The organism is Haloarcula sp. JP-Z28, assembly GCF_011440255.1.
Classification (GTDB): Archaea; Halobacteriota; Halobacteria; order Halobacteriales; family Haloarculaceae; genus Haloarcula; species Haloarcula marismortui.
In genome coordinates this window covers 16,350-39,249 of record NZ_JAAOHT010000008.1, presented here as the reverse complement: position 1 = coordinate 39,249, position 22,900 = coordinate 16,350, and the positions used below count along the sequence as shown (strand labels likewise).

Sequence of the window (22,900 nt, the reverse complement as noted above, 5' to 3'; positions counted from 1 at the left end):
GAAAGACACTAATGGACGGTGGACAGAGCTTTTGATATGCAGCCATCCGTAACGTTCTTTGGGCCACTGGATACCATTCTGGGGAGCCCCACAGTCGGCGGCGCGCTCCTCATCGAATACATCATCTTCGGAGTGGTAATTGTAAACTTCCTCACACGGCAGCTCGCCCATAGAAGCCACGTCAAACAGTACAAAAACGATGGCGCGGAGGCGGTTAGCCGACACCCGGCACACACGTTCTCCAACATCGCACTGGTCGTGCTATCGTTTTTCTACATGACGCTCCACCATCACGGTGGGATGGTCCTGTCCGTGCTCGTGCTCGGCGCAGTCATCACTGACTTCTTCGAGTTCGAGTCCCGGAAAGTCGAAGCACGCCGTGACATTCCACTGGAACGACCGAAAGGAGCTATCGTCGCCGCTCTCGTGGTGTTCATGTACGCGGGCTACCAGAGCCTGTTCTGGGTCATCAAGGGTCCCTGGAGCGCCATCGTCTAAACACGTCCTCTCATTCTACCGGCGTCGAGTCCCTGTAATTTGCTAGCCGTGCCTATCGGAAGATGCACGCATACGGTCAGCAGCTACTTCCTAGACAGTATCAGGCATTCGTTTGCTTCTATGCCGCTATGGCCTGCAAATGGCCAATTCAAAACAAACTCAGCGACTAATTAGACTGGAATTAGCCGAAATGGTTTAATACCCGCACTGTATCTGTTTCAGTGTAGACGAAAATGTCACACAGGTCCCTCACTACGGCGCTGACACTGTATCGCGGGGAAACACTCACACTCAAAGAAGCGGCGACCTACAGCGGGGTGTCGCCAACAAAATTTGCTACGGCACTTCGTTCTCGCGGAATTCAGGTACGTGACGAGGACAGCGCACCGATCGACCAGACTGCGAACTGAGACTAGCGTCGGTCCCAGCTAGAAAGACACGGTTACTGCGTACTATTATGCCGACCGTTCGTTGAGGTACGCCTGGAATTCACTGATCAGCGGGAGCACGACCCAGAAGGTCAGTGCGCCTAGGACCGCGAACCAGAAGAACGCATCGCCCATGAACAGAGCGATCTGGTCGAACGTGGTCGGTTCCTCGATAGTAAGTTCGCCGGTGAGCTGTGCCCCCTCGAAACTCGGCGTGTTGTACCAGCCCTTGATGGTCATCCAGCCCAGTCCGCCGACCATGAGGCACGCGAACCCCTTCATGAACTCGTCAGCCATTATCCGAACGTTAGGTAGCGTCGTCTTTAGACTTTCCCATTTCCTCGGTACGGAACCGTGTCGAAAACGCATAGACGACTGTGCCAGCGAGGATGCACGCGATTCCGGCGATGCCGACCGGAACATCGATCTCCGAGGCGGGCGCTGACGCCCGCTGTGTTGCCACGTCGACGAGAATGAAGCCGGCGACGACGCTGGCGACCGCAAACAGCGTTGAAAACACTGTCACGGCCTTGTACACGCGAAGCGGCACCACAACGTCCCGCCGCTCCGACCCGTCTTCAGTCCCCGCTGACTGGTCCTCTGTCATCGCTACTACTACGGACGGGAGCCACTTTACTGCGGCGAGACGAAGTCACTACGCTTGCGGTGGAACGGAGCGGCGGATGCAAAGAAACGACGGAGAAACTGGCCGAGTCGGTTACTTCGGCGGTCGCAGCCGGTAGTACCGACGGTTGAGGTCGAACATGTAGCCCTCGCGCATCGTCTTGAGCACCGCGTAGGTGATCGTCGCGCTGATGATGGGGACGAGGAACGTCAGGTCGAACAGCAGGTGGGAGTCCATCGGAACGAGGTTCTTGATGGACAGTGCAGCGATGGTCAGGCTGAAGATGACGCCGGACATCCCGACCGCAGCCCAGAACGGCTGCTCGACGGGACGGCGTGCAGACCCCTTGTTCAGGAAGGGGACGATGGCGACGAAGCCGACGACCACGACGTTTGCCAGCACACCGTAGGTTCGGTCAGCCATGAGCTTCGAGCCGCCGAGGATGCTCAGGTCCGGGTTCAACGGACCGAGCTTGAGCAGGCCAAAGGACCAGTAGAGATACCAGTCCGGCAGAATGATCGCTGGCGTCACGCTGGAGTTGGCGGGGTTCGGCATTTCCGGTGGCAGTGTCGCCGAGACGAACAGAATCATGCCCACAAAGAAGGAAGTCAGCGCAATGTTGCGCATCATCTCGTGGGGCCAAGCCGGGAACGCGAGCACGTCACGCTCGACGTAGTCCGACTGCTGGCGAAGGTCCTGGTCCTCGCGGCGCGCCCGCTCGAAGTACTCGTAGGTCAGCCGGGAGAGCCCCTGGGTCCGCTCTTTGCGTTCGGACCATGCGGGGGTCTCGTCGTCCGGCGAGACGATACCGGTGCCGGAACCGTCCGTGCGAACGTCGTCTGTGTCGTTGTCGCTCATAGTATTAGTGTGGTTCAGCGATCCCCTGCATCCAGACGATGCCGATGTGGACCGCGATGATGGCAGTCGTGATGAACGGCAGGAAGAACACGTGCAGGATGTACATCCGCTGTAGCGTGGCCTGCGAAAGCGTGAACCCGCCGAACATCAGCTGTGCAACCCACTCACCGATAAGCGGGATGGAGAGGGACATCTCGACACCGATCTGGCCGGCCCAGAACGATAGCTGGCTCCACGGCAACAGGTAGCCGGTGTATCCGAACACCAGCGTCAGCGAGATCAGGACGATGCCGATGAGCCAGTTCAGCTCGCGCGGTTCCTTGTATGCCCCGGTGAAGTACACACGGAGCATGTGGAGGAACACCGCGGCAACCATAATCTGCGCGGCCCAGCGGTGGACCGAGCGCAGGAAGTAGCCGAGGTTGAGCTGGCCCATGATAAGCATCACTGAGTCGTACGCGACCGTCGGCGACCCGTCAGCAGCCGCGGCGGCCGGAGCGTAGTAGAAGCCCAGCAGCGCGCCTGATATCGCGGCAACGATGTACGCAACTGTCGAGAACGACCCGAGTGCATACAGTGGGTACCAGTACCAGAATTTGTTGTCGAGGTTGTACTGTTCCGTGTGGCTCTTCGGCATCTGCATGTTGACCTTGTAGTAGAGATCCTCGAGGATCTCCAGATAGTCAACAACGCGCAGCCGTTTGTCGAGCCAGATGAGCACGGTCAGGTACACCGATTCGATCGGTGTCAGCTCGCGCGATTCCATCCAGCCTTTGTGATCGTGTTCGTCTTTGCGTTCGAGACTCATTGGTTAATCCGTCTGTGGTGGGCGTGGCAGCGCCACGAACGTCGATTGCACGGGACTGAACGGGTCGTACACTGATTGGTGGCACTGACAGTAAATAGAGTTTGCGCCGCCGAAGTTTGCACTCCCTTCCTGCGTCTTGAATCCCGGCACACAGCAGAAGTGTGTACATTTGTTTAGCCAGGCGATGAAGCCTTGATCAGTCGCCTCTGAAATGAATGACTGGACGTTTCCGGGAAGGTCTCCGTACTCGCCCTCGCCGTTGGCCATCTTCTCGACTTCGACTGATCGGATTATCTGCACCGGAGCGCCGTTCTTTCCGTCGCTGTTGGTCCGCCAGACTACGCTTGCAGGCTTCCCGACGCCGGGGTCGCCGATGCCGTTGCCCCACTCCTTGTAGTCCTCAAACATATCGACCGTGAGTGGTTTGCCGGATTCATACTCTCCCTGCCAAGAGAAGGTCCCGGTGTCGTTGAGAAACGTGCTGTTCCGGTCTGACTGAGGGTAGATAGCGGCAGTGCTCTGGATACCACAGTACTGGAACCACTGCGAGGAGTAGTCGATACCGCTCCCGCCGAAGTCAGGTGCAACGGCCGCCCCGGCGTTCTCGTCGTACTCTGGCCAAAGCCCACTGATCTCGCCACCGTTTATCTCGATCGGGATGATCGGCATTCCCCGTGGTGCCGGTCCGGAGGTATTTTCGACAGCGACGAACGGGGTTGTCCCGCCACCTTCGCCGGCGGCGTCTGTTGTCGCGTCAACGGCTGCTGCGCCACCGACGCCAACGCCTGAGAGTGCTGCACTCCCGACGACGCCCTTTACAAAGCGACGACGGCCTGTTTCAGCCGGATATTTGTCTTCATCAAGTGGCATATTATTTCTTGTAGTATGGGTACACTGCGCGTTTGAATGTCTCTGCGAGCTTGTCGCCGTCCGCCACCGTCGTGCCGTCGACGTCTTCCTGACGGATGTAGAGGTCTTCCCACTTGCGACGGCGCTTCTTGACGATCATCACGTCGGGAAGGAACTCCTTGCGGTACAGCAGCATGATGAACGACAGGTCGATGAATATCGCCGTCAACACGCCGCCCATGAACATATTGGCCTCGATGAGGCGGACCGTCAACGTCGTCCCGATACCGGACGCCCACCCGGCAATCATGCCGTAGGTGAAGAGCCCGACAAGGCCGACCTGAATGATCGTCAGGAGCACGATGCCGACAGCCGCTGCCGTGCTCTCGCGTGGCGGTTCGTACCGGTGAATATCGCCGTAGGTGGAGCCTTCGGATGCCATCAGTTGTTCCCTCCGCTAGTGTGGGGCGACTCGCCGTACTTCAGCTGGAAGAAGGTGAAGATCAGCGGGATGATGACTGCAAGTCCAGCGCCGAACCCAACGAAGTGGGGCTGAATCGGGACGCCGGCGTAGTGTGGGTCGACCTCAACCGGGCCGCCGCCGCCGATTGTCTGTGTCGGGTACTCCTCGCCGACAACAATCGCCCCTTTCATGTTGAGTCCCTCGTGGGGGACACAGAGGTACGGGTAAATGCCGTCCTCCTCGAAGGTGTGCTCGTAGTTGACGCCGGCACTGGAGGCCGTGCTGCCGGAGTCCAGCGGACCGTCGCCGTCAGAGACGACGTTGTGGCCGCCACCGTTACCCGTCCATTCGAACTGGACGGTCGCGCCGTTGTCCACGTGGACGGCTGGCGGACCGAATCCGTACGCGCCGCCGTTGGCCTGCACGCCGACCTCGACAGTTACTGTGTCCTGCCCGGTCGCGTCGACGGTCGACCCGTCGAAGTTCCCGACCGAATCCAGGAAACCGCCGTAGTCCGGGACGGTTTTGGCACCGTCACCGCCTTCCTCCTGTGCGGCGGCCGCGCCGGTGGCGCTGAGGGTCGCCGCAGCACCGGCGGCCCCCCCTGCTGTCCGGACGAACTCCCGTCTATTCATATACACTCTGGAATCAGGACTGAGTTTGTATAAACCCACCGAATACCACCCGCAGGAACCGTCATTACCCGGCTTCGTCAGTTTCGCCAGCCCCCTCTTCAGACCCCGAATTCTGCGGGCTCAGCTCCGGAACGAACTCCGGTCGTTCGCCATCCTCGAGTCCGATTGCCCGCAGTCTGTCCCGGTACTCCTCAGAGCGGAACGTGTCCGAGAGCCGCGCGTTTGCGACGGTGAAAAAGAGGACAAGCGACACACCGATGAAGGCAACACCAGCCACGACTAGCAGCGCGATGCTAGTCCCCCTGTTGCCGATGACGCCACCGGTCGCCAGTGCTGCACCCCCGAGCAGGGCAACCCCAGCAAGGAACTGTGCCCCGGCAATCGCCTGTAACATCCAGTTTCCGAGTTCGCCACCGCCCTCGGGGACCTCTTCCGGCTGGGGGAGGGGCCTGTCAGGGACGTTCTCAGGTACGTCGTAGGAATCCATGGAACACAGCGCGACCGTGGGCTTTACGTCACGCATGACGGTCCCCTCACCTTCGAGGCTCCCATCGGGATAGACGATTGCGTAGCCCTCGTCGGAGTACGCGAGCACCCGCGGCGGGTCCTGATGCCGCTCGATGCGAGCGAACACATCACGGTTCGCCACGCGGTTTCGCAGGTCCCGCGCAACTCGGTCGAGGAGTTCGTCGCCAATGATCCAGGATTCCTCGTCGAAGGCAACGTCCCACTCCTCGGCGGTCATCTCGGCCATGTCCGCCGGGCCGAAGTTGTCGAAGTCGTACTTTTCTTCGACCTGCTTCCGGAGCGCCTCCGTATCAAGTGCCTCGCCCGACTCGCCATCATCGCCCGACTCGCCAGCACCGGCCGTCTCAGCGCTGTCGCCCGTAGCTCCGGGTTCGCCAGGCTCGGTTTCGGCAGCTACCGCATCCGCAGGGGTGTTCCCGCGCTCGTCCTCCGTGGGAGACGTCGAGTCCGGGTCGGCCATTGCTCGGGTGTAGGGACCGCGACGGCTTACAAGTTCTGACCTTCGGCATCCGGCAGTCTTTAGCGAGCACTGTCCCTAGGTCGGCCCATGGTGTCGGACGGCCTCGTGGCCACAGTCGTGTTACTGTCGGTGAGCCTCAGCCTCCCCTGTTTCCTGTATGGTGCGTACTACATCATCGAGACGGAGCCAGTCACCTGGGACGTGCTGATACATCACCTGAAGTTCGTCACAACAGGGCTGGTGTTGACCACCGTCCCAATGGTGTTCTGGATGATCCCGCGCCTGCCGGACCAGCTTGGTGGCCTGTCTGCTGTCCACGCGATGCTCGGCCTGCAAGCCTACGCGCTGCTTGCCTTCGGTGGCACAGGAATCGTCCGCATCTTCCGCGCGAAGCGAGAGCACGACCTCTACAACGAGTACGACGAGGACCTGTTGCTGGACGAAATCGGCGACGAGACGTTCAGCCACTGGCGTTCTCGGCTCCGCATCGGGGTGTTCGGCTACGTCATCTTCTGGCTGCTGGCGTATCTGGTCGGTATCGCCCGGTACGCCCTCCGGTACGTGGCGTGAGTGCCGGCAGCGGGTCTGATTCTCGGTTTCTGCGAACAGGCTAGATGTTTCATTAGCCTTGCATGTCCATCTCTAGTTGTGGTTCCAATGTACGAACACATCCTCTTTCCAACCGACGGTAGTGACGGAGCAGCAGCCGCACTCGCGCATGCACGCAATCTCGCCGAGACGCACGACGCGACGTTACACATCATGACGGTGCTCGATACGTCGTCGCCGCACATTGGGATGACCTCCGCAGGCCCGGAGGGAGCGACGACTGGCATGATTGCGGAGGAACACGACGAGTCGGAGCCGGGCATGGTCGGTGAAGACCACAACATCGAATCGTCGCTACAGGAGCGGTCACAGGCCATCGTCGAGGCAGCGGCGGACGAGGTCGACACAGTCGACACCGTCACCGCCATTGAGCGCGGTCCCCCGCACAGAGCAATCCTCGACTACGCCGACGAGAACGCCATCGACCTCATCGTCATTGGGACCCACGGCCGGACGGGCATTGAACGGTATTTGCTCGGTAGCGTCGCCGAAAAAGTCGTTCGCACGTCCGATGTGCCAGTGCTCACTGCGCGTTTCAGTGACGACGAAAGCTGAGTCGCTCCGCGCGGGGCTACCATGCCTCGCCGCTGGCGAGGTCGACCTCGCTGTCGCCCTTCTCCGAGGGACAGATGTCCGCGAGCACGCACGCCTCGCAGTCGGCCGAGCGCGCACCACACACGGCTCGCCCGTGGTCGATGAGCAGGTGCGTAAACTGTTGCCACTCGCTCTCCGGCACCACGTCGAGCAGGTCCTGCTCGATGGCTTCCGGGCGCTCTTCTTCGGTGAGCTCCAGCCGCCGCGAGAGCCGCTGGACGTGCGTGTCGACCACGATGCCCTCGACGATGTCGTGGCCATGCTGGAGGACGACGTTCGCCGTTTTACGGCCGACACCCGGGAGGTCAGTGAGGGCGGACATCGTGTCCGGGACCTCGCCGTCGTGTTCTTCGGTCAGAATCTCACCGATTCCCTGGAGATAGCCGCCCTTGTTGTTGTGGAACGTGATGCCGTAGATGTCCTCAGCGAGTTGCTCCTCGGAGGCCGCAGCGTAGTCCTCGGCACCCTGGTACTTCTCGAATAGGTCTGCTGTGACCTCATTGACTCGCTCATCGGTACACTGCGCCGAAAGGACGACGGCAATTAGCAGTTCCAGGCGGCTACTGTAGTTCAGTGAAATCGTCGAGTCGGGGTATTCCTCATGTAGTCGGTCGACGACCTCTGTTGCCTGTTCCTCGCGTGACTCCAGCGGCGTTCCCATACCGCAGGGCAGTGCTGGGTTCCCTTTGGCGTGTCGTTCTCAACTGCCTAGTATGTGAATGGTGTCACTTCACATACCACGACAACACCCTTGTATCATCTGCGAGTGGTTTCACGCGTGTCAGGACCAGCGTTCATCCACGGTGAGCGCGTGACGCTCCATCCGCAGCAAGCAACCGATAGCGACCTGCTACAGCAGCTATTAAACGAGCCGCAGGTCCGGCACAACATCGGGTTCAACGAGCCACTCTTCGAGCCGGCCGCCGAAGACCTCAACGCCCGTGATGCTGACACGCACTTCGTCGTCTGTGTGGACGATGATCCGGTGGGAACGTGTATGTTACACGAAGACCACCACCCGTGGGGATTCGGTGTGCTCGGGTACTCTATCTGTCCGGACCACTGGGGCAACGGCTACGCGACCGATGCTGTGGACTGTCTCGCACAGTATGCGTTTCAGGAACTGCGACTGAACAAACTCGGTGCGGACTGCTACGCCACCAACCCGGCCTCCGCACGTGTGCTGGAAAAAGTGGGATTCCAGCAGGAGGGACGACGGCGCGACCACGCCTTCGTCAACGGCGACTACGTAGATCTGCTGGAGTACGGCCTGCTCGCCGATAACTGGGCTCCATGAAGCTCACTCACACACCTTCCGAAGCTTCTTTCAGCACCCCTTCGTCGGGTTACATATGCCTGGACCAGCATTCCTCCGGGGCGAAACAGTAACGCTCCGAACGGTCGAAGGCGAAGATGTCGAGTTCCTGCAAGAGACAGTCAACAATCCGGATGTCAGGCACGGTCTCTCGGCCACAGAGCCGATCTCCGAACAGGCTGAGCGTGAGTGGGTCGAATCCGTCACCAGCGGCGAGACTGATGACGTGCATCTGCTCATCTGCGTCGACGGCGAGGCGGTCGGTATAATCGGTCTGAACGATGTCACAGACCGGATCGGAATGGCCGAACTTGGCTACTGGCTCACGCCGGATGCGTGGGGCAACGGCTACGCGACCGACGCCGCCCGGAGGCTCACCGAGTACGCCTTTCAGGAGCGTCGATTCCATCGAGTGTACGCGAAGGTCTTCGTCGGCAACGAGGGCTCCCAGCGCGTGCTTGAAAAGACGGGGTTCCAGCGAGAGGGGACGCTGCGGGACCACTGGTTCCGCGATGGCTGCTACGAAGACGTGTACATCTACGGTCTGTTAGAGGGCGAACTGGACCACGGTGAGTAGCTACAACTCAGCAAGGCCACGCAGAACCGTGTCGAGGGCCGGCGTGGTCCCGTCGGTGTCGTCGAACACAGTTGCCACCTGAACACGACATCGCTGGTCGACGACGAACGCCGCTCGCTGGATACTCTCGCCCTGTTTTCGGACGCCGAACTGCGTAGCGACGCCGTGAGTGTCGGCCAGCAGCGGGTAGGGAAGCGACAACGCCGCCGCGAGCGACCGGCAGTCGTCGATACCTGCTGGGAGAACGCCAAAGACAGCCACGGCATCCGATACGCTCGCCCAGTCTGCATCGGCCAGCGCACTGAGGACGGTCCGTGACTCGGGGTCGTCGCCGGGAACGAACGCCACGACCGCCGGCGCGCGGTTCGTCGCAGCCGACAACCGATAGGCACCAGCACCTCCGTCCGCGGTCCCTTGCAGGTCGAAATCCGGGGCAGGGTCACCAGGGGAGAGCATACCGAGCGAACGGGAAAGCAGGGTAAAAGTCCCGCGGCCCGAACAGACGACTGGTACCCGTGTGCCGGTAGTGCTACTGGGAAGACAGAATTAGCCCGACAATCGGTTTCGGAAGTGCTGCATGGTACTGACTCCCCGCGCCGCGGACGTTTCAGTCGCAAAGAAGCTTTATAAGCCATCCGACCAACCACCGTCGTATGGGAATGGAGAATCTACCACAAGAGATTACAGCCCTCGTGGGTCGCGAGGTGTATTCGAAAAACGGCGTGTTCGTCGGCGAAGTCGAGGACCTTCGGCTGGAACTCGACCGCAAGGAAGTGACAGGGCTGGCACTCCACCAGCTTAACACGGAGCTGTTTGACGAAGAGGTGAACGCGTCGCGAGGCGTCATCATTCCGTACCGGTGGGTCCAGGCTGTCGGCGATGTCGTTATCGTCAGCGACATTGTCGAACGGCTCCGCCAGCCCGAGGCCGGCGACGAAGAAGAAGAAGTCCCCGCCTAGTTACCGTTCGAACTCTCGCTACTGGAACTGTCGACACCCATTGCTTCGAACAGTTTCCGCTTAACTGCTTCTTCAGTGAGTTCCAGCAGTGTATCTCTGTTGTCATCGCTGGTATCGAGGCCGGTAAAGATGCCAAGCGGTATCTCGACGCTGGCATCGGTGGAGTGGCCCGCTGTCTCGCCCATCCCGCCGAACGCGTCCGACAGCACCTTGCCGATGTTCATCCGGATATCCTTCGAGCGCGCGGCGAGGTAGATGGTGTCGTCGGCGATGGCAAACACGGCTGTGGTCGTGATGCCCTCCAGATTGAGGAGGTGCTGGGCCGCCTGCGCCAGCGCATCGCGATCCCGGATGAATCCGGCGTTGGAGACGAGATGGCTTCCCTGAACCTCGCGGTTCCGGATCGCTTCCGCGAGCACGTCGAGCGTCTCCGGACTCATCGACGGCGATTCGACCTGTTCGAGCGTGTCGTGGTCGGCGAAGGGATACAGGTACGCCGCGGCGGTCAGGTCCGCCGGCGTCGTGTCCCGTTTGAAATCCAGCGTCTCGGCGCGGATGCCGTACAGCAGCGCTGTGGCGACGCTCTGGTCGAGATTGAGGTCCAGTTCCTGAATGTATTTCGTGAGAATCGTCGACGTGGCCGAGATGTTCGGCCGGATATCGGAGAAGGCGGCGTCGTGTTCTAGTTCGTGTTCGTGCTCGTAGTGGTCGACGACGATGTCGACCGAGTCGATGGCCGGTTCGCCGCCCTTGGCAACGTCCACCAGCGCGAACGTGTCGTATTCGTCGAGGTCGACGTCCTCGTTCGATGTCAGTTCGATACCGAGGAGATTGACGAACGCGCGGTTCTCCTGGTGGCCAATCTCGCCCTCGTAGATGATGTCGGCCTCGACGTCGCGGCTCGCAGCGATGGCCCGCAACGCGGCCGCTGAAGCGATGGAGTCCGGGTCCGGCGACCGGTGGATAAGTATCGCCATGCGTTCCTCGGTCCCGTCGATGACGTCCCCGAGCTGTGAGGCCTTGTACTCCAGTTCCCCGGTTTCCAGCGCTCGAAGCGCCGAATCGGCGATGACCGCCGAGGGGTTGATGACCACGTCCGCACCGAGCTCAGTGAGGTCGTCGGCCGACACCGGGTCGTCGGCGCGGGCGACGATGAACTGCTCGCCGCCGGACTCCCGGATGTTCCGGACTGCTTCGGCGTTGGCGTTCACGTCCGGGGACATGATGAGCACCACGTCGCGGTCGGCGACCGTCTGGGCGACGTCAGTCTCGCAGATGTCTGCCTGCTGTGCGTTGAGGTCCTGATCGCGGAGGGCCTCGACTCGCCCCTCGTCCGCGTCGAGGATGAGGACGTCTTTCCCCTCCTCGACGAGTTCTTCCGCCACGGCGTGGCCAACACTCCCACACCCGAGGATGGCGTAGGTCGACATAGAGGCCATCGTGATGCCGCTGGCTGTACTCATTAGTGTCTGTATCGCTTGGCGTCAAGCCCCTTTAATGCCAGCTATTTCTCCAACAACTGGGAACGGTTTCCTGAAAAACGGGCTTGAGAGGCCGTCAGACATCGCCAGGCGCGATCATAGTCGCGCACCGTGCGATTCGTCTGTCAGTCCGTCACCGCTAGCCGACTACTGTGTACAAGAAACGTGATACCGACCGACACGAGGCGTCCGAATGAAAACCTATTTTACCGGGCCGTCCAGAGAATTGAGTGCACTGGGCCGGTAGCTCAGTCTGGCAGAGCGACGGCCTCTTAAGCCGTCGGTCGAGGGTTCAAATCCCTTCCGGCCCGCTTTTGCGACGAACACTTCGTGAGGAGCAAAGCGGCTACGAAGCGGTTTTGAACTATGGAACGAGCGACCTGTGGGAGCGAAGTTCCGGTGGTTCAAATCCCTTCCGGCCCGCTACTTACTGCGGCTCGTGAATTCGCGAGTCGCTGGTATAGTCAGCCGAAGAGGTTTGCATCAGGGAGGTCACGCGAAGCAAGCACGTCCGACCGTGGTTCAAATCCCTTCCGGCCTGTATTCTTGCGCCGCGAACGAACCGTGAGCGGCGCGAATTCGATAGGAAGGGGTTTGAATGATGGAACGAGCGACCCAGAAGAGGACGGTCACAGCCTCAGCCACTTGCGTCGTACAGGTCGTCAGCGTCGGTGGCGAGTACTGCGTTGACAACGACACCAATCATCAGGACAATCGCGGCCACATACGCGCCTGTGAGGATGAGGATGAGGCCGCTGAGGACGCCGTAGATAGCGTACTGTCCGGCGTTAGCGGCAAAGAACTGGATCACCGCGTGAACGACGGTCCAGCCCAGTGCTGTCGTTATCGCGCCCGGGAGAGATGCAGTAAGCGAGCCAGCGACACGTGACGGGACGAAATACAGGGGCAGCAGCGTCACAGCCAGAGCGACGAACAGGACGGCGAATCCGACGAGCACGCTCAGCAGACCGGTGGCAAAGAGGGACAGGAACACGCTCTGGGCGAGTATCACGAGAATTGCGGCAGTAAGCGTCCCGAGAACAACTGCAGCGTCGCACACCTGCTTCGGGAGTGGCTTCTCCGCCACCGCCTCGACACGCTCGACAACGGTCAGGAAGCCGACCGCAACATTGGCACCGCTCCATGCCAGCACGACCACGGAGAGAATTGTCGCTGCTGTCCGGCCCGTCGCAGCTGTTAATCCCTCGTACAGCAGTTGCTGTGTATCGGGAGTGAGGAACCGCGCTCCCGTGACTGAAACCACGTCAGCCAGTTGCCGGCCGAAGACGATGAACACGAGCAACAGCACCGGCATGAGCGAGATGAACGCGTAGTACGCCAGCGACGTGGCGATGTACCTGATATCGCTCCCGTACGCGATACCGGCGACTGTCCTCGCGGTTGCTACCCACCCGGCGCGTTGCGCCATGTCCCCAGAAGGGTGGAAGCAGGGAAACATGTTTGTGCTGGAACATCTGAGATCACGAGACAGCTACGACTGGTCGCCCGCGATACCATACTCGTCTCTTATCATGCAGTCGGCCTGTAAGTCACCGTGCGCCCATTTCAGTCGTTCAGTCGCTTTTGCATCTTGACGTGTGGAATGCCCGCTTCCTCGAACTCGTCGCTAACCGTCTCATAGCCGAGCTGCTGGTAAAATGGTTCAACGTGGGTCTGTGCGTGGAGTTTGAGTTCGGTTGCGCCGTCGTCCCGAGCGGCGTCTTCGACAGCCCGCATCAGCGCTGCGCCGACGCCGTCACCCCGGTAGGGTTCGCGGACCGCAACTCGCTCAATCTTGCCGACCGTGGACTCGGGGAACCGGAGCCGAGCAGTCCCGACGGGATACTCGTCGTCACGGGCCAGAAACTGGACCGCATCCGAGTCGTTTCCATCGAGTTCCTCGTCCTCGGAGACGCCCTGTTCCTCGACGAACACTGCTGTCCTGACGGCTGTTGCCGCATCTTCGAACGCATCCCAGGTGCCGACACTGATTTCCAAGTCGCCCATGTCTGCGACTTCGAGCGGATCCCCTGTATGTGCTGTCACTTGGAATCGCCGAAACCATCAACACAGATGCGGGTGAAGCGGGCACGTATGACGTACGACTACGCTCGCGACCACGAGCACGAACTGTCGGCGGAGTATCTGTACGCCTCTGATGCGGAGGTTCTGGGAATCTACGACGCCGATGACTCTCTTCAGGTCGACGTGGCGGTCATCTGTCCCGAGTGCAGTGAGACACTCCGTCTGGAGACGACTGTCGACAAAGTCACGTCGTCCGGGACGGAACTGCCGCTGGACGAAGACTACTACGACTGACGGACACTCCCGAAATAATTTTTTCTGCGGCGCGAGTATACTGGGCCGCTATGTCCGACTTCGACACGTTCGAGTGTGCGAGCTGTGGTGCGTCGTTCAAAGCGTATCCCGACGCAAATGCGGCACAGAAAGAAGCGTGTAGTCCGGCCTGCGAAACCGCATTATAGTCGGCTTCGACTTTCTTGCGTTCCTCGGTCGACAGCGTTAGTTGTCGGGGCTGTAGTTGGGTGCTTCGTCCGTAATCATCACGTCGTGTGGGTGGCTCTCCTGCTGTCCCGCGGCAGAGACCCGAACAAACTCGGCGCGTTGCTTGAACTCGGGTATCGTCTCGGCTCCGACGTAGCCCATCCCGGACTGCATCCCGCCGACGAGCTGGTGGAGTTCGGAGGCCAGCGAGCCCTTGTACGGTGTCGCGGCTTCGACGCCTTCAGGGACGAACTCCTCGCCCTCTTCGTCGTCCTTGAGGTAGCGTTCGCCGCCGCCCTCGTTCATCGCGCCGACGCTGCCCATGCCGCGGTACTGCTTGTACTTCTTGCCATTCATCGTGATGACGCGGCCCGGAGCCTCGTCGGTCCCGGCGAAGTACGAACCGAGCATCACCGCGTCAGCGCCCGCGGCGATGGCCTTGATGGCGTCGCCGGAGTACCGGATGCCGCCGTCGGCGATGACCGGCACGTCGTGCTGGCTCGCCACGTCGGCGACCTGCGCAACGGCGGTGATCTGTGGCATCCCCGACCCGGTGACCACACGAGTCGTACAGATGGAGCCGGGGCCGATACCCACCTTGACGCCGTCGGCGAAGTCGACGACGGCCTCAGCGGCTTCCCGGGTCCCGATGTTGCCGACGACCACGTCAGCGTCTACTTCGGCCTTGATCTCGCGGGCGCTCTCGATGACGTTCGCGTTGTGGGCGTGCGCACAGTCGATGAACAGGATGTCAGCACCGGCCTCGTCGGCGACCTGCGCGCGGTCCATCTCGAAGGGGCCGACGGCGGCACCACAGCGGAGCGAGCCGTCGTCTGCGCGGGCGGCTTGGTCGTACTCGCGACGCTGGAGGATGCCCTGCATCGTGACCAGCCCGACGAGTCGGTTCTCGCCATCGACAATAGGGACGCGCTCGATCTTGTGGTCGTACATCAGTTCCAGCGCCTCGCGGGGCGTCACATCTTCGGGGGCGGTGACGACTTCGTCAGTCATCGCGTCCGTGACGGCGTCGTCCTCGCCGACCTCCAGATACGGCCGAATGTCCGTCCCGGATATGATACCCAGCACTTCGCCGTTGTCGTCGTCGACGACCGGCGCGCCGGAAACGCCCTCGTGTTCCATCATCTTGTCGACCTCGCGGACGGTCTGGTTCGGGCTGGCCGTCACGACATCGCGGATAATGAGCTCGTCGGCGCGTTTGACCCGCTCGATCTCGGTCGCCATCTGGTCGGCGTTCATGTTGCGGTGGAGGACGCCAATGCCGCCCTGGCGTGCCATCGCGATCGCCATGTCACTCTCGGTGACGGTGTCCATTGCCGCGGAGACAACGGGGACGGTCAGTTCGACCGACTTCGAGACCCGCGTTGTGGTATCTGCCTCGTCGGGTTCGACACGGGACTCCTTGGGTCTGAGGAGTACGTCGTCGAACGTCAGCGCCTCCGGCACTCGGAGCTTCTCTGAGAAAGGCTCGGAATCGTTCGCCATGTAAACCGTCAACGACGGCCCGGCAAAAACGTTGCGAGACTCGGCGCTACGTGAGGTTCGATGCCACACGTCTCTCTGGCACCCCGTTCCAGAAATCCGCTATCGATCTCTCATTTGTCACTCCCTGGTCCCGAAGGTGAGACATTCGTCCACAAACAACGGGCTATTCCGGAGAAACGGTGGCGTATGTGCGCAGTTCTCACGCAACGGTTATGTGCGAATGAAGGATAATTAAAAACATGCGACTCACCGAACCCGCACGGAACGGTACTGCCCGTCAGATGACGTCCACAGCGTCGGGCAATACAGCGTTCACGTGGTTCGGTAAGAAGTTCTGGCAATTCTGTCGTGTTCGTCAGGACCGAGTGAGAACCTCCCAACGGGAGTTGGGTTACGCTCAACCGTAGCACGACATGAGTAGCTCCAGACACCCGATTGCACTCGACATCGAGCAGCAGGTCGGCCGCGGTGGCCGGCTGCTGGCGACCGTCATGGGTCTGCCGCTCGTCGACGGCATCTTCCCGGTGCTCGTCCTCGCGGGGGCACTCTCGACCTGGATGGGCGTCCTCGAAGTGGGCTTGCTCGTCTTCGGCGGGTCGGCCACCGTCGCTGTCGTGTTAGCCGAACTCGAAGGCGGCCCCCGGCAGCAGGCGCGCTCTGTACTCATCATCGGAGCCGTGTTGATGCCGATCGCGCTCGTCGAAGCGGCCCTTGCGCCGACGATTGCGGGACTCGTCGAACTAGGGACCCTCGAACGGTTCGCCGGCCTCGTCATCCTCGCCATCGCAGCACAGACCGCGAGCGCCCGAATCGGCGAGTACCTGCCGCGGCCAGCCGTCATCGTCGTCCTCGGCCTGCTGGCGAGCCTTGACCCCGCCGGCGCAACGCTGGTCACCGCTATCGAACCCGGTGTCTTGCTCCGCGCGGCCGCCACCACGGGCGTCGGTATCGGCTTCGCCCTCGCCGTCGCACTGGCGAGCCCGTGGCTGCGTAACGCCGTCGACATCGACCGCTTTCGCTTCGGTAGTGCTGTCGCGCTCGGCGTCCTCGCCCTTTCGGTCCTCGGCGTGATGCCGACCGACGCGCCCGTGGCGCTGGCCGTGCTCGCTGTCACGGCGCTGCTGTCGTTCGACCCGGAGAACGCCCGCACGCGTCACACGGAATACCGACCGGACGCCGTGGACCTCACCGCCGCCTTCGCCGACGGCGGCGCGTCCCAGGGCGTTGCCGCCGACGAGCAGACCGACGAAGGGGCCGCGGTCGAGTACGAACCGGATCAAGAACGCGCCCCGTGGCTGTGACGAGGGAGAACTTTTAGGCCTCTCAGGCCCGGTCGTCCGGTATGAGCGACAATCGCGTGGTCCAGGGTCGGATGCAGACCCCCGAGAGCCTGGCCGAACTCATCGAAGGAGACGGTGTTATGGACGCAGAGCCTATCGAAGACGCCGATGACGACTGCCCGGAATGCGGCGAGAACGTCATCTCCGTGGGGTACATGCCCTCTGCGCTGGAATTCGTTACGGGATACAAGTGCCAGGAATGCGACTGGTCTGACACCGACCGCGACTGAGCGCCGTCTGCCAATCGAAATCCCTTTAATGCGAGTCGGCTTACGCCGGAGTGCGGGGTCGTGGCCTAGTCCGGGAAGGCGGCTGACTCCAGAGGCCACGCGCCTGGGACGACACTCCAAGGGCTGATATACTGAGCGGCCGGCTGATCACCGGTTCGCGACGATGACCCTCTGGAGTTCCGAGGCGCAGGACGGAGATATCAGCCGATCGGGGGTTCAAATCCCTCCGACCCCATTTCTCGCGTTTCACGCTCCAAAATTGCCAGCAGAGGCTCTTTTGCTCAAGTCTCTCCGACCACATACCGTTACCCTTTCAGACCGGTCTGTTCGCTGGCTTGCATCACAGTAGGACGTCGCAACCCAATAGATATGGCTCTAAACCCATCCTCAGCACTGCCAGAGCATTCTGAAAGCACGGACCTGTAGTCAGTGCCGAGTTGCAGACGCCAACACTGCCCAAGTCCAATGAGTTTACTGCATGGCGGCTATCTGCCCACGCATGAGTCAGTTATTACGTGATTTACTTGCCGGAAACGCCGACCACGCGGCGGCGTTCCGGGACCGGTTCGACAGCGTCCAGAACTCACAAACACCCGATGCTGTCACGGTCTGTTGCTCCGACTCGCGGGTGCTGCAGGACCATATGTGGGGCAACAGCGAGCCGGGGCATCTCTTTACCTGTAGCAACATCGGGAACCGAGTTATCCAGCAGACCGCGTCCGGCGAGGCGGTGTCCGGTGACGTGTTGTACCCGATCGAGCACACCATGACCGAAACGGCCGTCGTCGTCGGCCACACCGGTTGTGGAGCGGTGACCGCGACGTACGATGACCTGACCGATGGTCTTGACGAGCCGGCCGGCATTGACCACTGTCTCGGTGTTCTCAAGCCCCATCTCGAGCCTGCGCTGGAACATCTCCCGGAGGATATCGAGCGGGCGGCAGCCATCAACCGGCTTGTCGAGTACAACGTCGATAGACAAGTCGAGTTCCTCCGAGACAGCGATGACGTGCCCGACGCCGTCGACGTGTTCGGTGTCGTCTACGACTTTCAGGACGTGTACGGGGGGCAACGGGGTGAGGTCCACGTAATCAACGTCGACGGCGAAACCGATGTCGACGCGCTCCGGGCAGCCCATCCCGATATCGACTCACGGATCAACCGTCTCTGGGAGTACTAACAGGACGGTGAAGGTGGTGAGTGAGCGTTAAAACCGAGTCTCGGACTATACCGACCACATCAAAACAGGTTCTTACTATCTGTTCTCTCGCTGTTCGACCTTGTTAAGTTCGATCAGGAGCCGGAAGATCGCTTTGACGAGATTCTGGTCGACGTCGAACTGCTCCGCGTTGTCGCCGGCGCGGTCCATGACGGCTTGCTCCTGTTGCTCGTCGGTCGTCGGCAACCCCTTCTCGTCTTTGACCTGTGCGATGGTGTCGGCCACGTAGGTTCGCTGTGCGATCTTCTCAACGATCTCGCGGTCGATTGTCCGGATTTCGTCGCGCAGTTCGTCCAGCGACATATCCTCTGGGTTTGAATTCGTGCTCATACTGTGTGTGTTCCCTCTGTTTGTGTCGTCGTCAGCCAGGTCGCCCCGGGTCGCTTGTCCCAAGTGTCCTGTACAGCTTCGAGTGCCGCCCGTTCGCCGACGGCGGTAAACGACGGCCCCGTTCCGGACAGTGAGACGCCCTCGACGTGCTGGAGCGCGTCGAGAACCGGGTCCGTCTCGAAATCCAGCGCGGCCGAGAACGCGAGGCCGTTGACGGTCATGGCCCGCTGGTAGTCGCCATCGAGTGCGAGGTCCTCGACGAGGCGGGCCATCGGTGCGATCTGCCGGCATCGCTCGACATCCGCGTCAGCACTGAAAGACTGTTCCGGCGGCGTCCAGACGAGCACATCCCAGTCGATTTCCTCGCGGGCAAGGAGCGCGTCATCCTCGTTGTCGGTGACGGTGACGCCGCCGAGCATCGACGCCGACGCGTCGTCGAAGGCCCCGGTGACGGTGACACCCACGTCGCGGGCGGCCATGACGCCGAGACGGGCCATGTCCTCGCGGCTCATCCGCTCGGTCGCGTCAAGCGCGTCGAGCGTCGCCATGACAGTCGCGTTTGCGGCCGCACTGGAGCTTTTGAGCCCCGACGCCATCGGGACCTCGCTCTCGGTGCGGACGGTCCCGCCGGAGACTGCCGGGACACCCACGTTCTGTGGGCCGCCGTGGGCGTCGATGACGTACTCGACACAGCGTTCGATGAGCCGCGTGTCGGCGTCCGGCGCACCGTCCACCTCACCGGTGACGCCGTCGGTCTCGGTCGAGAGCGTGACGGTCGCTGTCGTGTACTCGTCGATAGCAAACGCCGCGCCGCGGCCGGTCGCGAGCGCGTTGAGGACCGTCCCTGCTGCGGGCGCTGCTGCCTTCCCTTCCATCGACGTGTACTCCCACACGGACCTATTTACTAACTGCGATACCCCTGTAGCGGTCATATTGACCGCAGCAGCCGATGTGGTTCTGTCTAGTAATGCGATACACCGGCGTCCGGCTGCAGTACCCCGTCTTAGGCTGGGAACAGGAGATACGGCAGAATAAACAGCAACAGGAACATGAATAGGAGGATGATGCCATAGCCGGCCAGCGTCCCGGCGGCCGTCAGCCACGCTGGATGGTCGAACTGCTCGGTGAGAGTTGCCATACCGTGGGATTCAGTCGGGGACAGTATAGTGGTTTGGGAGCGGGACTGCCCCGAATTACCGCAATGGCCTCCCTGTGACTGGGAACGGTAGGCTTTCAACCATCGGTTCAGTACACTGGCAAAAATGTATATTGTCATCGTTGGTGCCGGTGATATCGGGTCGCCGTTGCTTGAGATTGCGACAGCAGGGGGCAACGAGGTCGTCGTTATCGAACGCGACGCGGAACGAGCGGAACGCGCGTCGAGACAGTACGACTGTCTCGTTATCAACGACGACGCGACGGTGAAGGATACGCTAGAGGACGCCGGTGCAGACCGTGCCGACGCGCTCATCTCGACAACCGATCAGGACGCGACCAACATCATGGTCTGTCTGCTGGCACAGGAACTCGAAGTGCCGGACATCGTCTCAGTTGTCCACAATCCTGAGCACATGAACGTGTTCCGCCAGATCGGCGTCAACACGATGCAGAACCCACAGCGGCTCATCGCCGAGTATCTCTATCGGGCCGTCAAACGGCCGTCTATCGTTGACTTCATGCGCATTGGCGATCACGCGGAAGTGTTCGAAATAACGGTCACCCCAGGTGCTCCGATTGCTGGCAAGACGCTACAGGAAGCCAACTCGGAGGGCCTCATCGGTGGCCAGACGCTCATCGTAGCTATCGAGCGTAATGGCGATGGTGACCCAATAACGCCCCGCGGCGATACGCGTATCGAGGCGGACGACCTCCTCACGGTCTACTCGGGAGAGGGTGCGACGCCGGAGGTGACCGACATCTTTGGTCACTCTGAGGACCACAACTGATATGTCACGACGGAACGGCGGGCTGTTCCCGACAGACCTGCAGACAATCGCCCGCGATATCGGGTCCCTCCTGCTGATGGAGGCCGGGTTGATGACGATTACAGCCGCGGTTGCGCTGGGCTTTCAAGAGTTCTACGCCGCGTTTGGGTTCTTTACCGCGGCCGGGATGACCGCTGGCGTCGGCGGTCTCGCGAACCGCGGGTTCTCCGATGCTCCAGCCCCACAGATGAAACACGGCATGGTCATCGCCGCCGGCGGGTGGCTGCTGGTCGCCGCGTTCGGCTCGTTGCCGTTCCTGTTGACCGCGTGGTTCACGCCTCCTGCTGTCATGGATACGTTCGTTCCGGTCGGAACGGACACGAGTACGTGGGCGCCGATCAGGGTCGGCGGAACGACGACGCTTTCCAGTCTGGCGTACTTCCGGAATCCGCTCCATGCCTTTTTCGAGAGCATGAGCGGATGGACCGGGAGCGGCCTGACGATGGCGATTCACGAGCCCTCGCTCCCCCGCGCAGTCCAGTGGTGGCGGTCGTTCATCCAGTACGTCGGCGGCGTCGGCGTCATCGTCCTGACCGTGTCTATCCTTTCACGACCCGGCAGCGGTAGTTACGCCCTTTACCAGAGCGAGGCCCGAGAGGAAAAGATCCATCCAAGCGTCGTCTCTACCGTCCGAACGGTCTGGAAACTCGTTGTCGGCTACACAGTCCTTTCGTTCGCGCTGCTGTTCGGTGCTATCCTCGCCAGCGACAGCGAGTACGCGGAGTCGCTGCCGCTGTGGGAGGTCGCCTGGCAGGCACTCAACCATGCCATGACTGGGCTCACGACCGGCGGGTTCTCGGTCACTGACAACTCGATTGCAACGTACAACTCGCCGCTTGTCGAGACCGTCCTGTTGCCGATCATGATTCTCGGTGCGATTGCGTTCCCGGTCCACTACGTCGTCTTACACGACAGGCAGGTTCGTGAACTGGTGACGGACCTGCAGACCCGCTGGCTGTTCATCCTGCTCACGGTCGGCGTCGTTGGTCTCTCAGTACAAAACGCGTGGTCCGTTCCTGCGACGACTGAGGCGTTTGCCACCCAGTCGTTCCTGCCGGTTTCCGTGCCGATGCTCAACGCCGCACAGCTCGACGCGGTCCGGGACTCGACGTTCCAGTGGGTCAGCGCCCTCAGCTGTACCGGCTTCCAGTCGGCACCAATCGGTCGCTGGCTCGCCGGCGGCAAGGTACTCGTGGCCGGTGCGATGGTGCTTGGCGGCGCTGCGGGGTCCACTGTCGGAGGCATCAAAATCATCCGGGGCTACACCATCGTTCGCGGCATCATCTGGCAGTTCTCGCGGGTGTTCCTCCCGACAAACGCGGTGATTACGGCCCGTATTGGCAACCGGACGCTCGACCGTGAGTCGATGGAGCGGGAGTTCAGCGAAGCGGCCATCGTCACGCTGCTGTGGCTCATCATTCTCATCATCAGCAGCGTCGTCCTCACCAACGTCGCAGGACCAGCGTTCGGCTACGCCGATGCCCTGTTCGAAGTCGCCAGCGCGCAGGGGAACGTCGGCCTTTCATCGGGCATCACCGGCCCGTCGATGCCCGCGATTGCGGAGGGGATGTTCGTGTTGAATATGTGGGTCGGCCGACTGGAGATTATCCCGATACTCGTGTTCATCCGCGCCGGGCTGTACGGGCTCGACCCGTAGCTGAGCGGTCGCCCCGCAGTCTTTCACTCTTCATCAGGGTAGACTTCGCCGAGGAACATCCAGTGGACTTTCGTACCGCCCTCGGGTCTGGTCTCCTCCTTGACGTGGTAGAGATACGGACCGTGTGGGCAGTCACCACAGTCTTCAGCACAGGTCGTCCGCTTCACCACCTCGGTGTAGCCGTCGCGTTTGGTCGCACGAAGGATTTCCTCGTTGGGGCCCGGCTCTACCGGTGAGGCCGTCTCGTCGTGGAATTGTAACAGCTCCTGCGCATAGATGATCGTATTGCGGAGTTCATCAGGCGTCAACTGTGGCAGTTCCGCTGCTACTTCATCCGGGAGCCCCTCAGGCGGTGTCGGCTCGTTTTCATGACTAGACATACTCACATCTCTATCTGGGAGGAATATAACTGAACTGGCAGCTACAAACAACAGCAGAAGGTGT

The 22,900-nt window shown here is 61.3% G+C and carries 30 protein-coding genes and 2 tRNA genes; 14 read left to right on the top strand and 18 right to left on the bottom strand.

The genetic code is table 11. The features are described from left to right. Nucleotides 1–36 precede the first annotated feature (36 nt). Complete coding sequence (locus G9463_RS05575) at nt 37–498, top strand: hypothetical protein (RefSeq protein WP_004961752.1); 462 nt, start codon at nt 37–39, stop codon at nt 496–498. A gap of 455 nt (nt 499–953) precedes the next feature. Here G9463_RS05575 and G9463_RS05565 read toward each other — a convergent pair whose 3' ends face one another. From G9463_RS05565 to G9463_RS05530, 8 genes are all read right to left on the bottom strand, one after another. After that, on the bottom strand, nt 954–1,223 hold the full coding sequence (locus tag G9463_RS05565; protein WP_004517812.1) for a hypothetical protein: 270 nt from the start codon (nt 1,221–1,223) through the stop codon (nt 954–956). A gap of 10 nt (nt 1,224–1,233) precedes the next feature. Then, nucleotides 1,234–1,533, bottom strand: a complete 300-nt coding sequence (locus tag G9463_RS05560; protein WP_005534631.1) for a hypothetical protein — start codon at nt 1,531–1,533, stop codon at nt 1,234–1,236. Between the two features lie 111 nt (nt 1,534–1,644). Beyond that, a complete protein-coding gene (locus tag G9463_RS05555; RefSeq protein ID WP_004961745.1) occupies nt 1,645–2,409 on the bottom strand; it encodes a cytochrome bc complex cytochrome b subunit in 765 nt (254 codons plus the stop codon). A 4-nt stretch (nt 2,410–2,413) separates the two neighbouring features. Continuing rightward, nucleotides 2,414–3,217, bottom strand: coding sequence for a cytochrome bc complex cytochrome b subunit (locus tag G9463_RS05550; RefSeq protein WP_004961742.1), 804 nt, complete (start codon nt 3,215–3,217; stop codon nt 2,414–2,416). 3 nt (nt 3,218–3,220) lie between these two features. Beyond that, nucleotides 3,221–4,087, bottom strand: coding sequence for a hypothetical protein (locus G9463_RS05545; protein WP_004961736.1), 867 nt, complete (start codon nt 4,085–4,087; stop codon nt 3,221–3,223). Nucleotide 4,088: 1 nt separating this feature from the next. Continuing rightward, nucleotides 4,089–4,508 carry a hypothetical protein gene (locus G9463_RS05540; protein WP_004961734.1) on the bottom strand — a complete coding sequence of 140 codons (420 nt, stop codon included), beginning with the start codon at nt 4,506–4,508 and terminating at the stop codon, nt 4,089–4,091. Beyond that, the gene (locus G9463_RS05535) at nt 4,508–5,164 is read right to left on the bottom strand and encodes a halocyanin domain-containing protein (RefSeq protein ID WP_004961731.1); all 657 of its coding nucleotides are present in this window, start codon (nt 5,162–5,164) and stop codon (nt 4,508–4,510) included. The genes G9463_RS05540 and G9463_RS05535 overlap by 1 nt, the downstream gene beginning before the upstream one ends. A 64-nt stretch (nt 5,165–5,228) precedes the next feature. Continuing rightward, nucleotides 5,229–6,152, bottom strand: coding sequence for a hypothetical protein (locus G9463_RS05530; RefSeq protein WP_011223200.1), 924 nt, complete (start codon nt 6,150–6,152; stop codon nt 5,229–5,231). 87 nt (nt 6,153–6,239) lie between these two features. Between G9463_RS05530 and G9463_RS05525 the strand changes: the two genes are divergently transcribed. Both G9463_RS05525 and G9463_RS05520 read left to right on the top strand, forming a co-directional pair. Next, entirely contained in the window at nt 6,240–6,722 is a 483-nt protein-coding gene (locus G9463_RS05525; protein ID WP_004961726.1) for a hypothetical protein, read from the top strand. A gap of 87 nt (nt 6,723–6,809) precedes the next feature. Next, on the top strand, nt 6,810–7,316 hold the full coding sequence (locus G9463_RS05520) for a universal stress protein (RefSeq protein ID WP_165896202.1): 507 nt from the start codon (nt 6,810–6,812) through the stop codon (nt 7,314–7,316). A 16-nt stretch (nt 7,317–7,332) separates the two neighbouring features. Here the strand turns inward: G9463_RS05520 and nth are convergent, their stop codons facing one another. Continuing rightward, the gene (gene nth / locus G9463_RS05515; RefSeq protein ID WP_004961721.1) at nt 7,333–8,016 is read right to left on the bottom strand and encodes an endonuclease III; all 684 of its coding nucleotides are present in this window, start codon (nt 8,014–8,016) and stop codon (nt 7,333–7,335) included. Nucleotides 8,017–8,133: 117 nt separating this feature from the next. Between nth and G9463_RS05510 the strand changes: the two genes are divergently transcribed. Together G9463_RS05510 and G9463_RS05505 are read left to right on the top strand one after the other, a co-directional pair. Further along, nucleotides 8,134–8,652, top strand: a complete 519-nt coding sequence (locus G9463_RS05510; protein ID WP_165896201.1) for a GNAT family N-acetyltransferase — start codon at nt 8,134–8,136, stop codon at nt 8,650–8,652. A gap of 55 nt (nt 8,653–8,707) precedes the next feature. After that, nucleotides 8,708–9,247: a GNAT family N-acetyltransferase gene (locus tag G9463_RS05505; protein WP_165896200.1), complete on the top strand. Its 540-nt coding sequence runs from the start codon at nt 8,708–8,710 to the stop codon at nt 9,245–9,247. Here G9463_RS05505 and G9463_RS05500 read toward each other — a convergent pair whose 3' ends face one another. Beyond that, nucleotides 9,248–9,703: a redoxin domain-containing protein gene (locus G9463_RS05500; RefSeq protein ID WP_165896199.1), complete on the bottom strand. Its 456-nt coding sequence runs from the start codon at nt 9,701–9,703 to the stop codon at nt 9,248–9,250. Between the two features lie 203 nt (nt 9,704–9,906). On the opposite strand from G9463_RS05500, the gene G9463_RS05495 reads away from it, so the two are divergent. Then, nucleotides 9,907–10,206, top strand: a complete 300-nt coding sequence (locus G9463_RS05495) for a PRC-barrel domain-containing protein (RefSeq protein ID WP_004961709.1) — start codon at nt 9,907–9,909, stop codon at nt 10,204–10,206. Here the strand turns inward: G9463_RS05495 and G9463_RS05490 are convergent. Further along, nucleotides 10,203–11,669: a DHH family phosphoesterase gene (locus G9463_RS05490; RefSeq protein ID WP_165896198.1), complete on the bottom strand. Its 1,467-nt coding sequence runs from the start codon at nt 11,667–11,669 to the stop codon at nt 10,203–10,205. The two genes, G9463_RS05495 and G9463_RS05490, sit on opposite strands and share 4 nt — an antisense overlap. Before the next feature lie 255 nt (nt 11,670–11,924). Here G9463_RS05490 and G9463_RS05485 point away from each other — a divergent pair. After that, nucleotides 11,925–11,998 (top strand) — tRNA-Lys (locus G9463_RS05485). A gap of 326 nt (nt 11,999–12,324) precedes the next feature. Here the strand turns inward: G9463_RS05485 and G9463_RS05480 are convergent. Then, nucleotides 12,325–13,116, bottom strand: coding sequence for a YihY/virulence factor BrkB family protein (locus G9463_RS05480; protein ID WP_165896197.1), 792 nt, complete (start codon nt 13,114–13,116; stop codon nt 12,325–12,327). A 137-nt stretch (nt 13,117–13,253) separates the two neighbouring features. Next, nucleotides 13,254–13,694, bottom strand: a complete 441-nt coding sequence (locus G9463_RS05475; protein WP_165896219.1) for a GNAT family N-acetyltransferase — start codon at nt 13,692–13,694, stop codon at nt 13,254–13,256. 87 nt (nt 13,695–13,781) lie between these two features. Between G9463_RS05475 and G9463_RS05470 the strand changes: the two genes are divergently transcribed. Continuing rightward, a complete protein-coding gene (locus tag G9463_RS05470) occupies nt 13,782–14,006 on the top strand; it encodes a hypothetical protein (RefSeq protein WP_004961702.1) in 225 nt (74 codons plus the stop codon). Nucleotides 14,007–14,210: 204 nt separating this feature from the next. On the opposite strand, the gene guaB is transcribed toward G9463_RS05470, so the two are convergent. Beyond that, on the bottom strand, nt 14,211–15,695 hold the full coding sequence (gene guaB, locus G9463_RS05465) for an IMP dehydrogenase (RefSeq protein ID WP_165896196.1): 1,485 nt from the start codon (nt 15,693–15,695) through the stop codon (nt 14,211–14,213). A gap of 413 nt (nt 15,696–16,108) precedes the next feature. Between guaB and G9463_RS05460 the strand changes: the two genes are divergently transcribed. The 4 genes from G9463_RS05460 (at nt 16,109) to G9463_RS05445 (ending at nt 18,445) form a co-directional block, all read left to right on the top strand. Continuing rightward, on the top strand, nt 16,109–16,996 hold the full coding sequence (locus G9463_RS05460; protein ID WP_004961697.1) for a DUF5794 domain-containing protein: 888 nt from the start codon (nt 16,109–16,111) through the stop codon (nt 16,994–16,996). A gap of 41 nt (nt 16,997–17,037) precedes the next feature. Beyond that, nucleotides 17,038–17,265 carry a DUF5795 family protein gene (locus G9463_RS05455; RefSeq protein ID WP_004961693.1) on the top strand — a complete coding sequence of 76 codons (228 nt, stop codon included), beginning with the start codon at nt 17,038–17,040 and terminating at the stop codon, nt 17,263–17,265. A gap of 54 nt (nt 17,266–17,319) precedes the next feature. Then, nucleotides 17,320–17,500: transfer RNA gene (locus tag G9463_RS05450), tRNA-Trp, on the top strand. Between the two features lie 264 nt (nt 17,501–17,764). Continuing rightward, nucleotides 17,765–18,445: a carbonic anhydrase gene (locus tag G9463_RS05445; RefSeq protein ID WP_165896195.1), complete on the top strand. Its 681-nt coding sequence runs from the start codon at nt 17,765–17,767 to the stop codon at nt 18,443–18,445. Nucleotides 18,446–18,520: 75 nt separating this feature from the next. Here the strand turns inward: G9463_RS05445 and G9463_RS05440 are convergent, their stop codons facing one another. The 3 genes from G9463_RS05440 to G9463_RS24280 all read right to left on the bottom strand — a co-directional run bounded on the left by G9463_RS05440 (nt 18,521) and on the right by G9463_RS24280 (nt 19,952). Next, entirely contained in the window at nt 18,521–18,814 is a 294-nt protein-coding gene (locus tag G9463_RS05440) for a chorismate mutase (RefSeq protein ID WP_004961688.1), read from the bottom strand. After that, nucleotides 18,811–19,689 (bottom strand): shikimate kinase, encoded by an 879-nt coding sequence (locus tag G9463_RS05435; RefSeq protein ID WP_121303015.1) that lies wholly within the window; start codon nt 19,687–19,689, stop codon nt 18,811–18,813. The genes G9463_RS05440 and G9463_RS05435 overlap by 4 nt, the downstream gene beginning before the upstream one ends. A 128-nt stretch (nt 19,690–19,817) precedes the next feature. Then, nucleotides 19,818–19,952 carry a hypothetical protein gene (locus G9463_RS24280; RefSeq protein WP_004961683.1) on the bottom strand — a complete coding sequence of 45 codons (135 nt, stop codon included), beginning with the start codon at nt 19,950–19,952 and terminating at the stop codon, nt 19,818–19,820. Between the two features lie 124 nt (nt 19,953–20,076). Here G9463_RS24280 and G9463_RS05430 point away from each other — a divergent pair, with 124 nt between their 5' ends. Together G9463_RS05430 and G9463_RS05425 are read left to right on the top strand one after the other, a co-directional pair. Continuing rightward, complete coding sequence (locus G9463_RS05430) at nt 20,077–20,760, top strand: TrkA family potassium uptake protein (protein ID WP_011223210.1); 684 nt, start codon at nt 20,077–20,079, stop codon at nt 20,758–20,760. Nucleotide 20,761: 1 nt separating this feature from the next. After that, nucleotides 20,762–22,456: a potassium transporter TrkG gene (locus G9463_RS05425; RefSeq protein WP_011223211.1), complete on the top strand. Its 1,695-nt coding sequence runs from the start codon at nt 20,762–20,764 to the stop codon at nt 22,454–22,456. 23 nt (nt 22,457–22,479) lie between these two features. Here G9463_RS05425 and G9463_RS05420 read toward each other — a convergent pair whose 3' ends face one another. Then, nucleotides 22,480–22,836 carry a hypothetical protein gene (locus G9463_RS05420; protein WP_007187798.1) on the bottom strand — a complete coding sequence of 119 codons (357 nt, stop codon included), beginning with the start codon at nt 22,834–22,836 and terminating at the stop codon, nt 22,480–22,482. Nucleotides 22,837–22,900: the final 64 nt, after the last annotated feature.

Excerpts from the sequence above, each read along its gene's own strand:
- G9463_RS05505 (WP_165896200.1), top strand. The coding sequence starts at position 8,708 with ATGCCTGGACCAGCATTCCTCCGGGGCGAAACAGTAACGCTCCGAACG.
- G9463_RS05520 (WP_165896202.1), top strand. The coding sequence starts at position 6,810 with ATGTACGAACACATCCTCTTTCCAACCGACGGTAGTGACGGAGCAGCA.
- G9463_RS05480 (WP_165896197.1), bottom strand. The coding sequence starts at position 13,116 with ATGGCGCAACGCGCCGGGTGGGTAGCAACCGCGAGGACAGTCGCCGGT.
- G9463_RS05420 (WP_007187798.1), bottom strand. The coding sequence starts at position 22,836 with ATGTCTAGTCATGAAAACGAGCCGACACCGCCTGAGGGGCTCCCGGAT.
- G9463_RS05565 (WP_004517812.1), bottom strand. The coding sequence starts at position 1,223 with ATGGCTGACGAGTTCATGAAGGGGTTCGCGTGCCTCATGGTCGGCGGA.
- G9463_RS05495 (WP_004961709.1), top strand. The coding sequence starts at position 9,907 with ATGGAGAATCTACCACAAGAGATTACAGCCCTCGTGGGTCGCGAGGTG.
- G9463_RS05555 (WP_004961745.1), bottom strand. The coding sequence starts at position 2,409 with ATGAGCGACAACGACACAGACGACGTTCGCACGGACGGTTCCGGCACC.
- G9463_RS05575 (WP_004961752.1), top strand. The coding sequence starts at position 37 with ATGCAGCCATCCGTAACGTTCTTTGGGCCACTGGATACCATTCTGGGG.
- G9463_RS05455 (WP_004961693.1), top strand. The coding sequence starts at position 17,038 with ATGAGCGACAATCGCGTGGTCCAGGGTCGGATGCAGACCCCCGAGAGC.
- G9463_RS05435 (WP_121303015.1), bottom strand. The coding sequence starts at position 19,689 with ATGGAAGGGAAGGCAGCAGCGCCCGCAGCAGGGACGGTCCTCAACGCG.
- G9463_RS05545 (WP_004961736.1), bottom strand. The coding sequence starts at position 4,087 with ATGCCACTTGATGAAGACAAATATCCGGCTGAAACAGGCCGTCGTCGC.
- G9463_RS05425 (WP_011223211.1), top strand. The coding sequence starts at position 20,762 with ATGTCACGACGGAACGGCGGGCTGTTCCCGACAGACCTGCAGACAATC.
- G9463_RS05500 (WP_165896199.1), bottom strand. The coding sequence starts at position 9,703 with ATGCTCTCCCCTGGTGACCCTGCCCCGGATTTCGACCTGCAAGGGACC.
- guaB (WP_165896196.1), bottom strand. The coding sequence starts at position 15,695 with ATGGCGAACGATTCCGAGCCTTTCTCAGAGAAGCTCCGAGTGCCGGAG.
- nth (WP_004961721.1), bottom strand. The coding sequence starts at position 8,016 with ATGGGAACGCCGCTGGAGTCACGCGAGGAACAGGCAACAGAGGTCGTC.
- G9463_RS05560 (WP_005534631.1), bottom strand. The coding sequence starts at position 1,533 with ATGACAGAGGACCAGTCAGCGGGGACTGAAGACGGGTCGGAGCGGCGG.
- G9463_RS05475 (WP_165896219.1), bottom strand. The coding sequence starts at position 13,694 with ATGGGCGACTTGGAAATCAGTGTCGGCACCTGGGATGCGTTCGAAGAT.
- G9463_RS05470 (WP_004961702.1), top strand. The coding sequence starts at position 13,782 with ATGACGTACGACTACGCTCGCGACCACGAGCACGAACTGTCGGCGGAG.
- G9463_RS05440 (WP_004961688.1), bottom strand. The coding sequence starts at position 18,814 with ATGAGCACGAATTCAAACCCAGAGGATATGTCGCTGGACGAACTGCGC.
- G9463_RS05430 (WP_011223210.1), top strand. The coding sequence starts at position 20,077 with ATGTATATTGTCATCGTTGGTGCCGGTGATATCGGGTCGCCGTTGCTT.
- G9463_RS05550 (WP_004961742.1), bottom strand. The coding sequence starts at position 3,217 with ATGAGTCTCGAACGCAAAGACGAACACGATCACAAAGGCTGGATGGAA.
- G9463_RS05535 (WP_004961731.1), bottom strand. The coding sequence starts at position 5,164 with ATGAATAGACGGGAGTTCGTCCGGACAGCAGGGGGGGCCGCCGGTGCT.
- G9463_RS24280 (WP_004961683.1), bottom strand. The coding sequence starts at position 19,952 with ATGGCAACTCTCACCGAGCAGTTCGACCATCCAGCGTGGCTGACGGCC.
- G9463_RS05525 (WP_004961726.1), top strand. The coding sequence starts at position 6,240 with ATGGTGTCGGACGGCCTCGTGGCCACAGTCGTGTTACTGTCGGTGAGC.
- G9463_RS05540 (WP_004961734.1), bottom strand. The coding sequence starts at position 4,508 with ATGGCATCCGAAGGCTCCACCTACGGCGATATTCACCGGTACGAACCG.
- G9463_RS05445 (WP_165896195.1), top strand. The coding sequence starts at position 17,765 with ATGAGTCAGTTATTACGTGATTTACTTGCCGGAAACGCCGACCACGCG.
- G9463_RS05490 (WP_165896198.1), bottom strand. The coding sequence starts at position 11,669 with ATGAGTACAGCCAGCGGCATCACGATGGCCTCTATGTCGACCTACGCC.
- G9463_RS05460 (WP_004961697.1), top strand. The coding sequence starts at position 16,109 with ATGAGTAGCTCCAGACACCCGATTGCACTCGACATCGAGCAGCAGGTC.
- G9463_RS05530 (WP_011223200.1), bottom strand. The coding sequence starts at position 6,152 with ATGGCCGACCCGGACTCGACGTCTCCCACGGAGGACGAGCGCGGGAAC.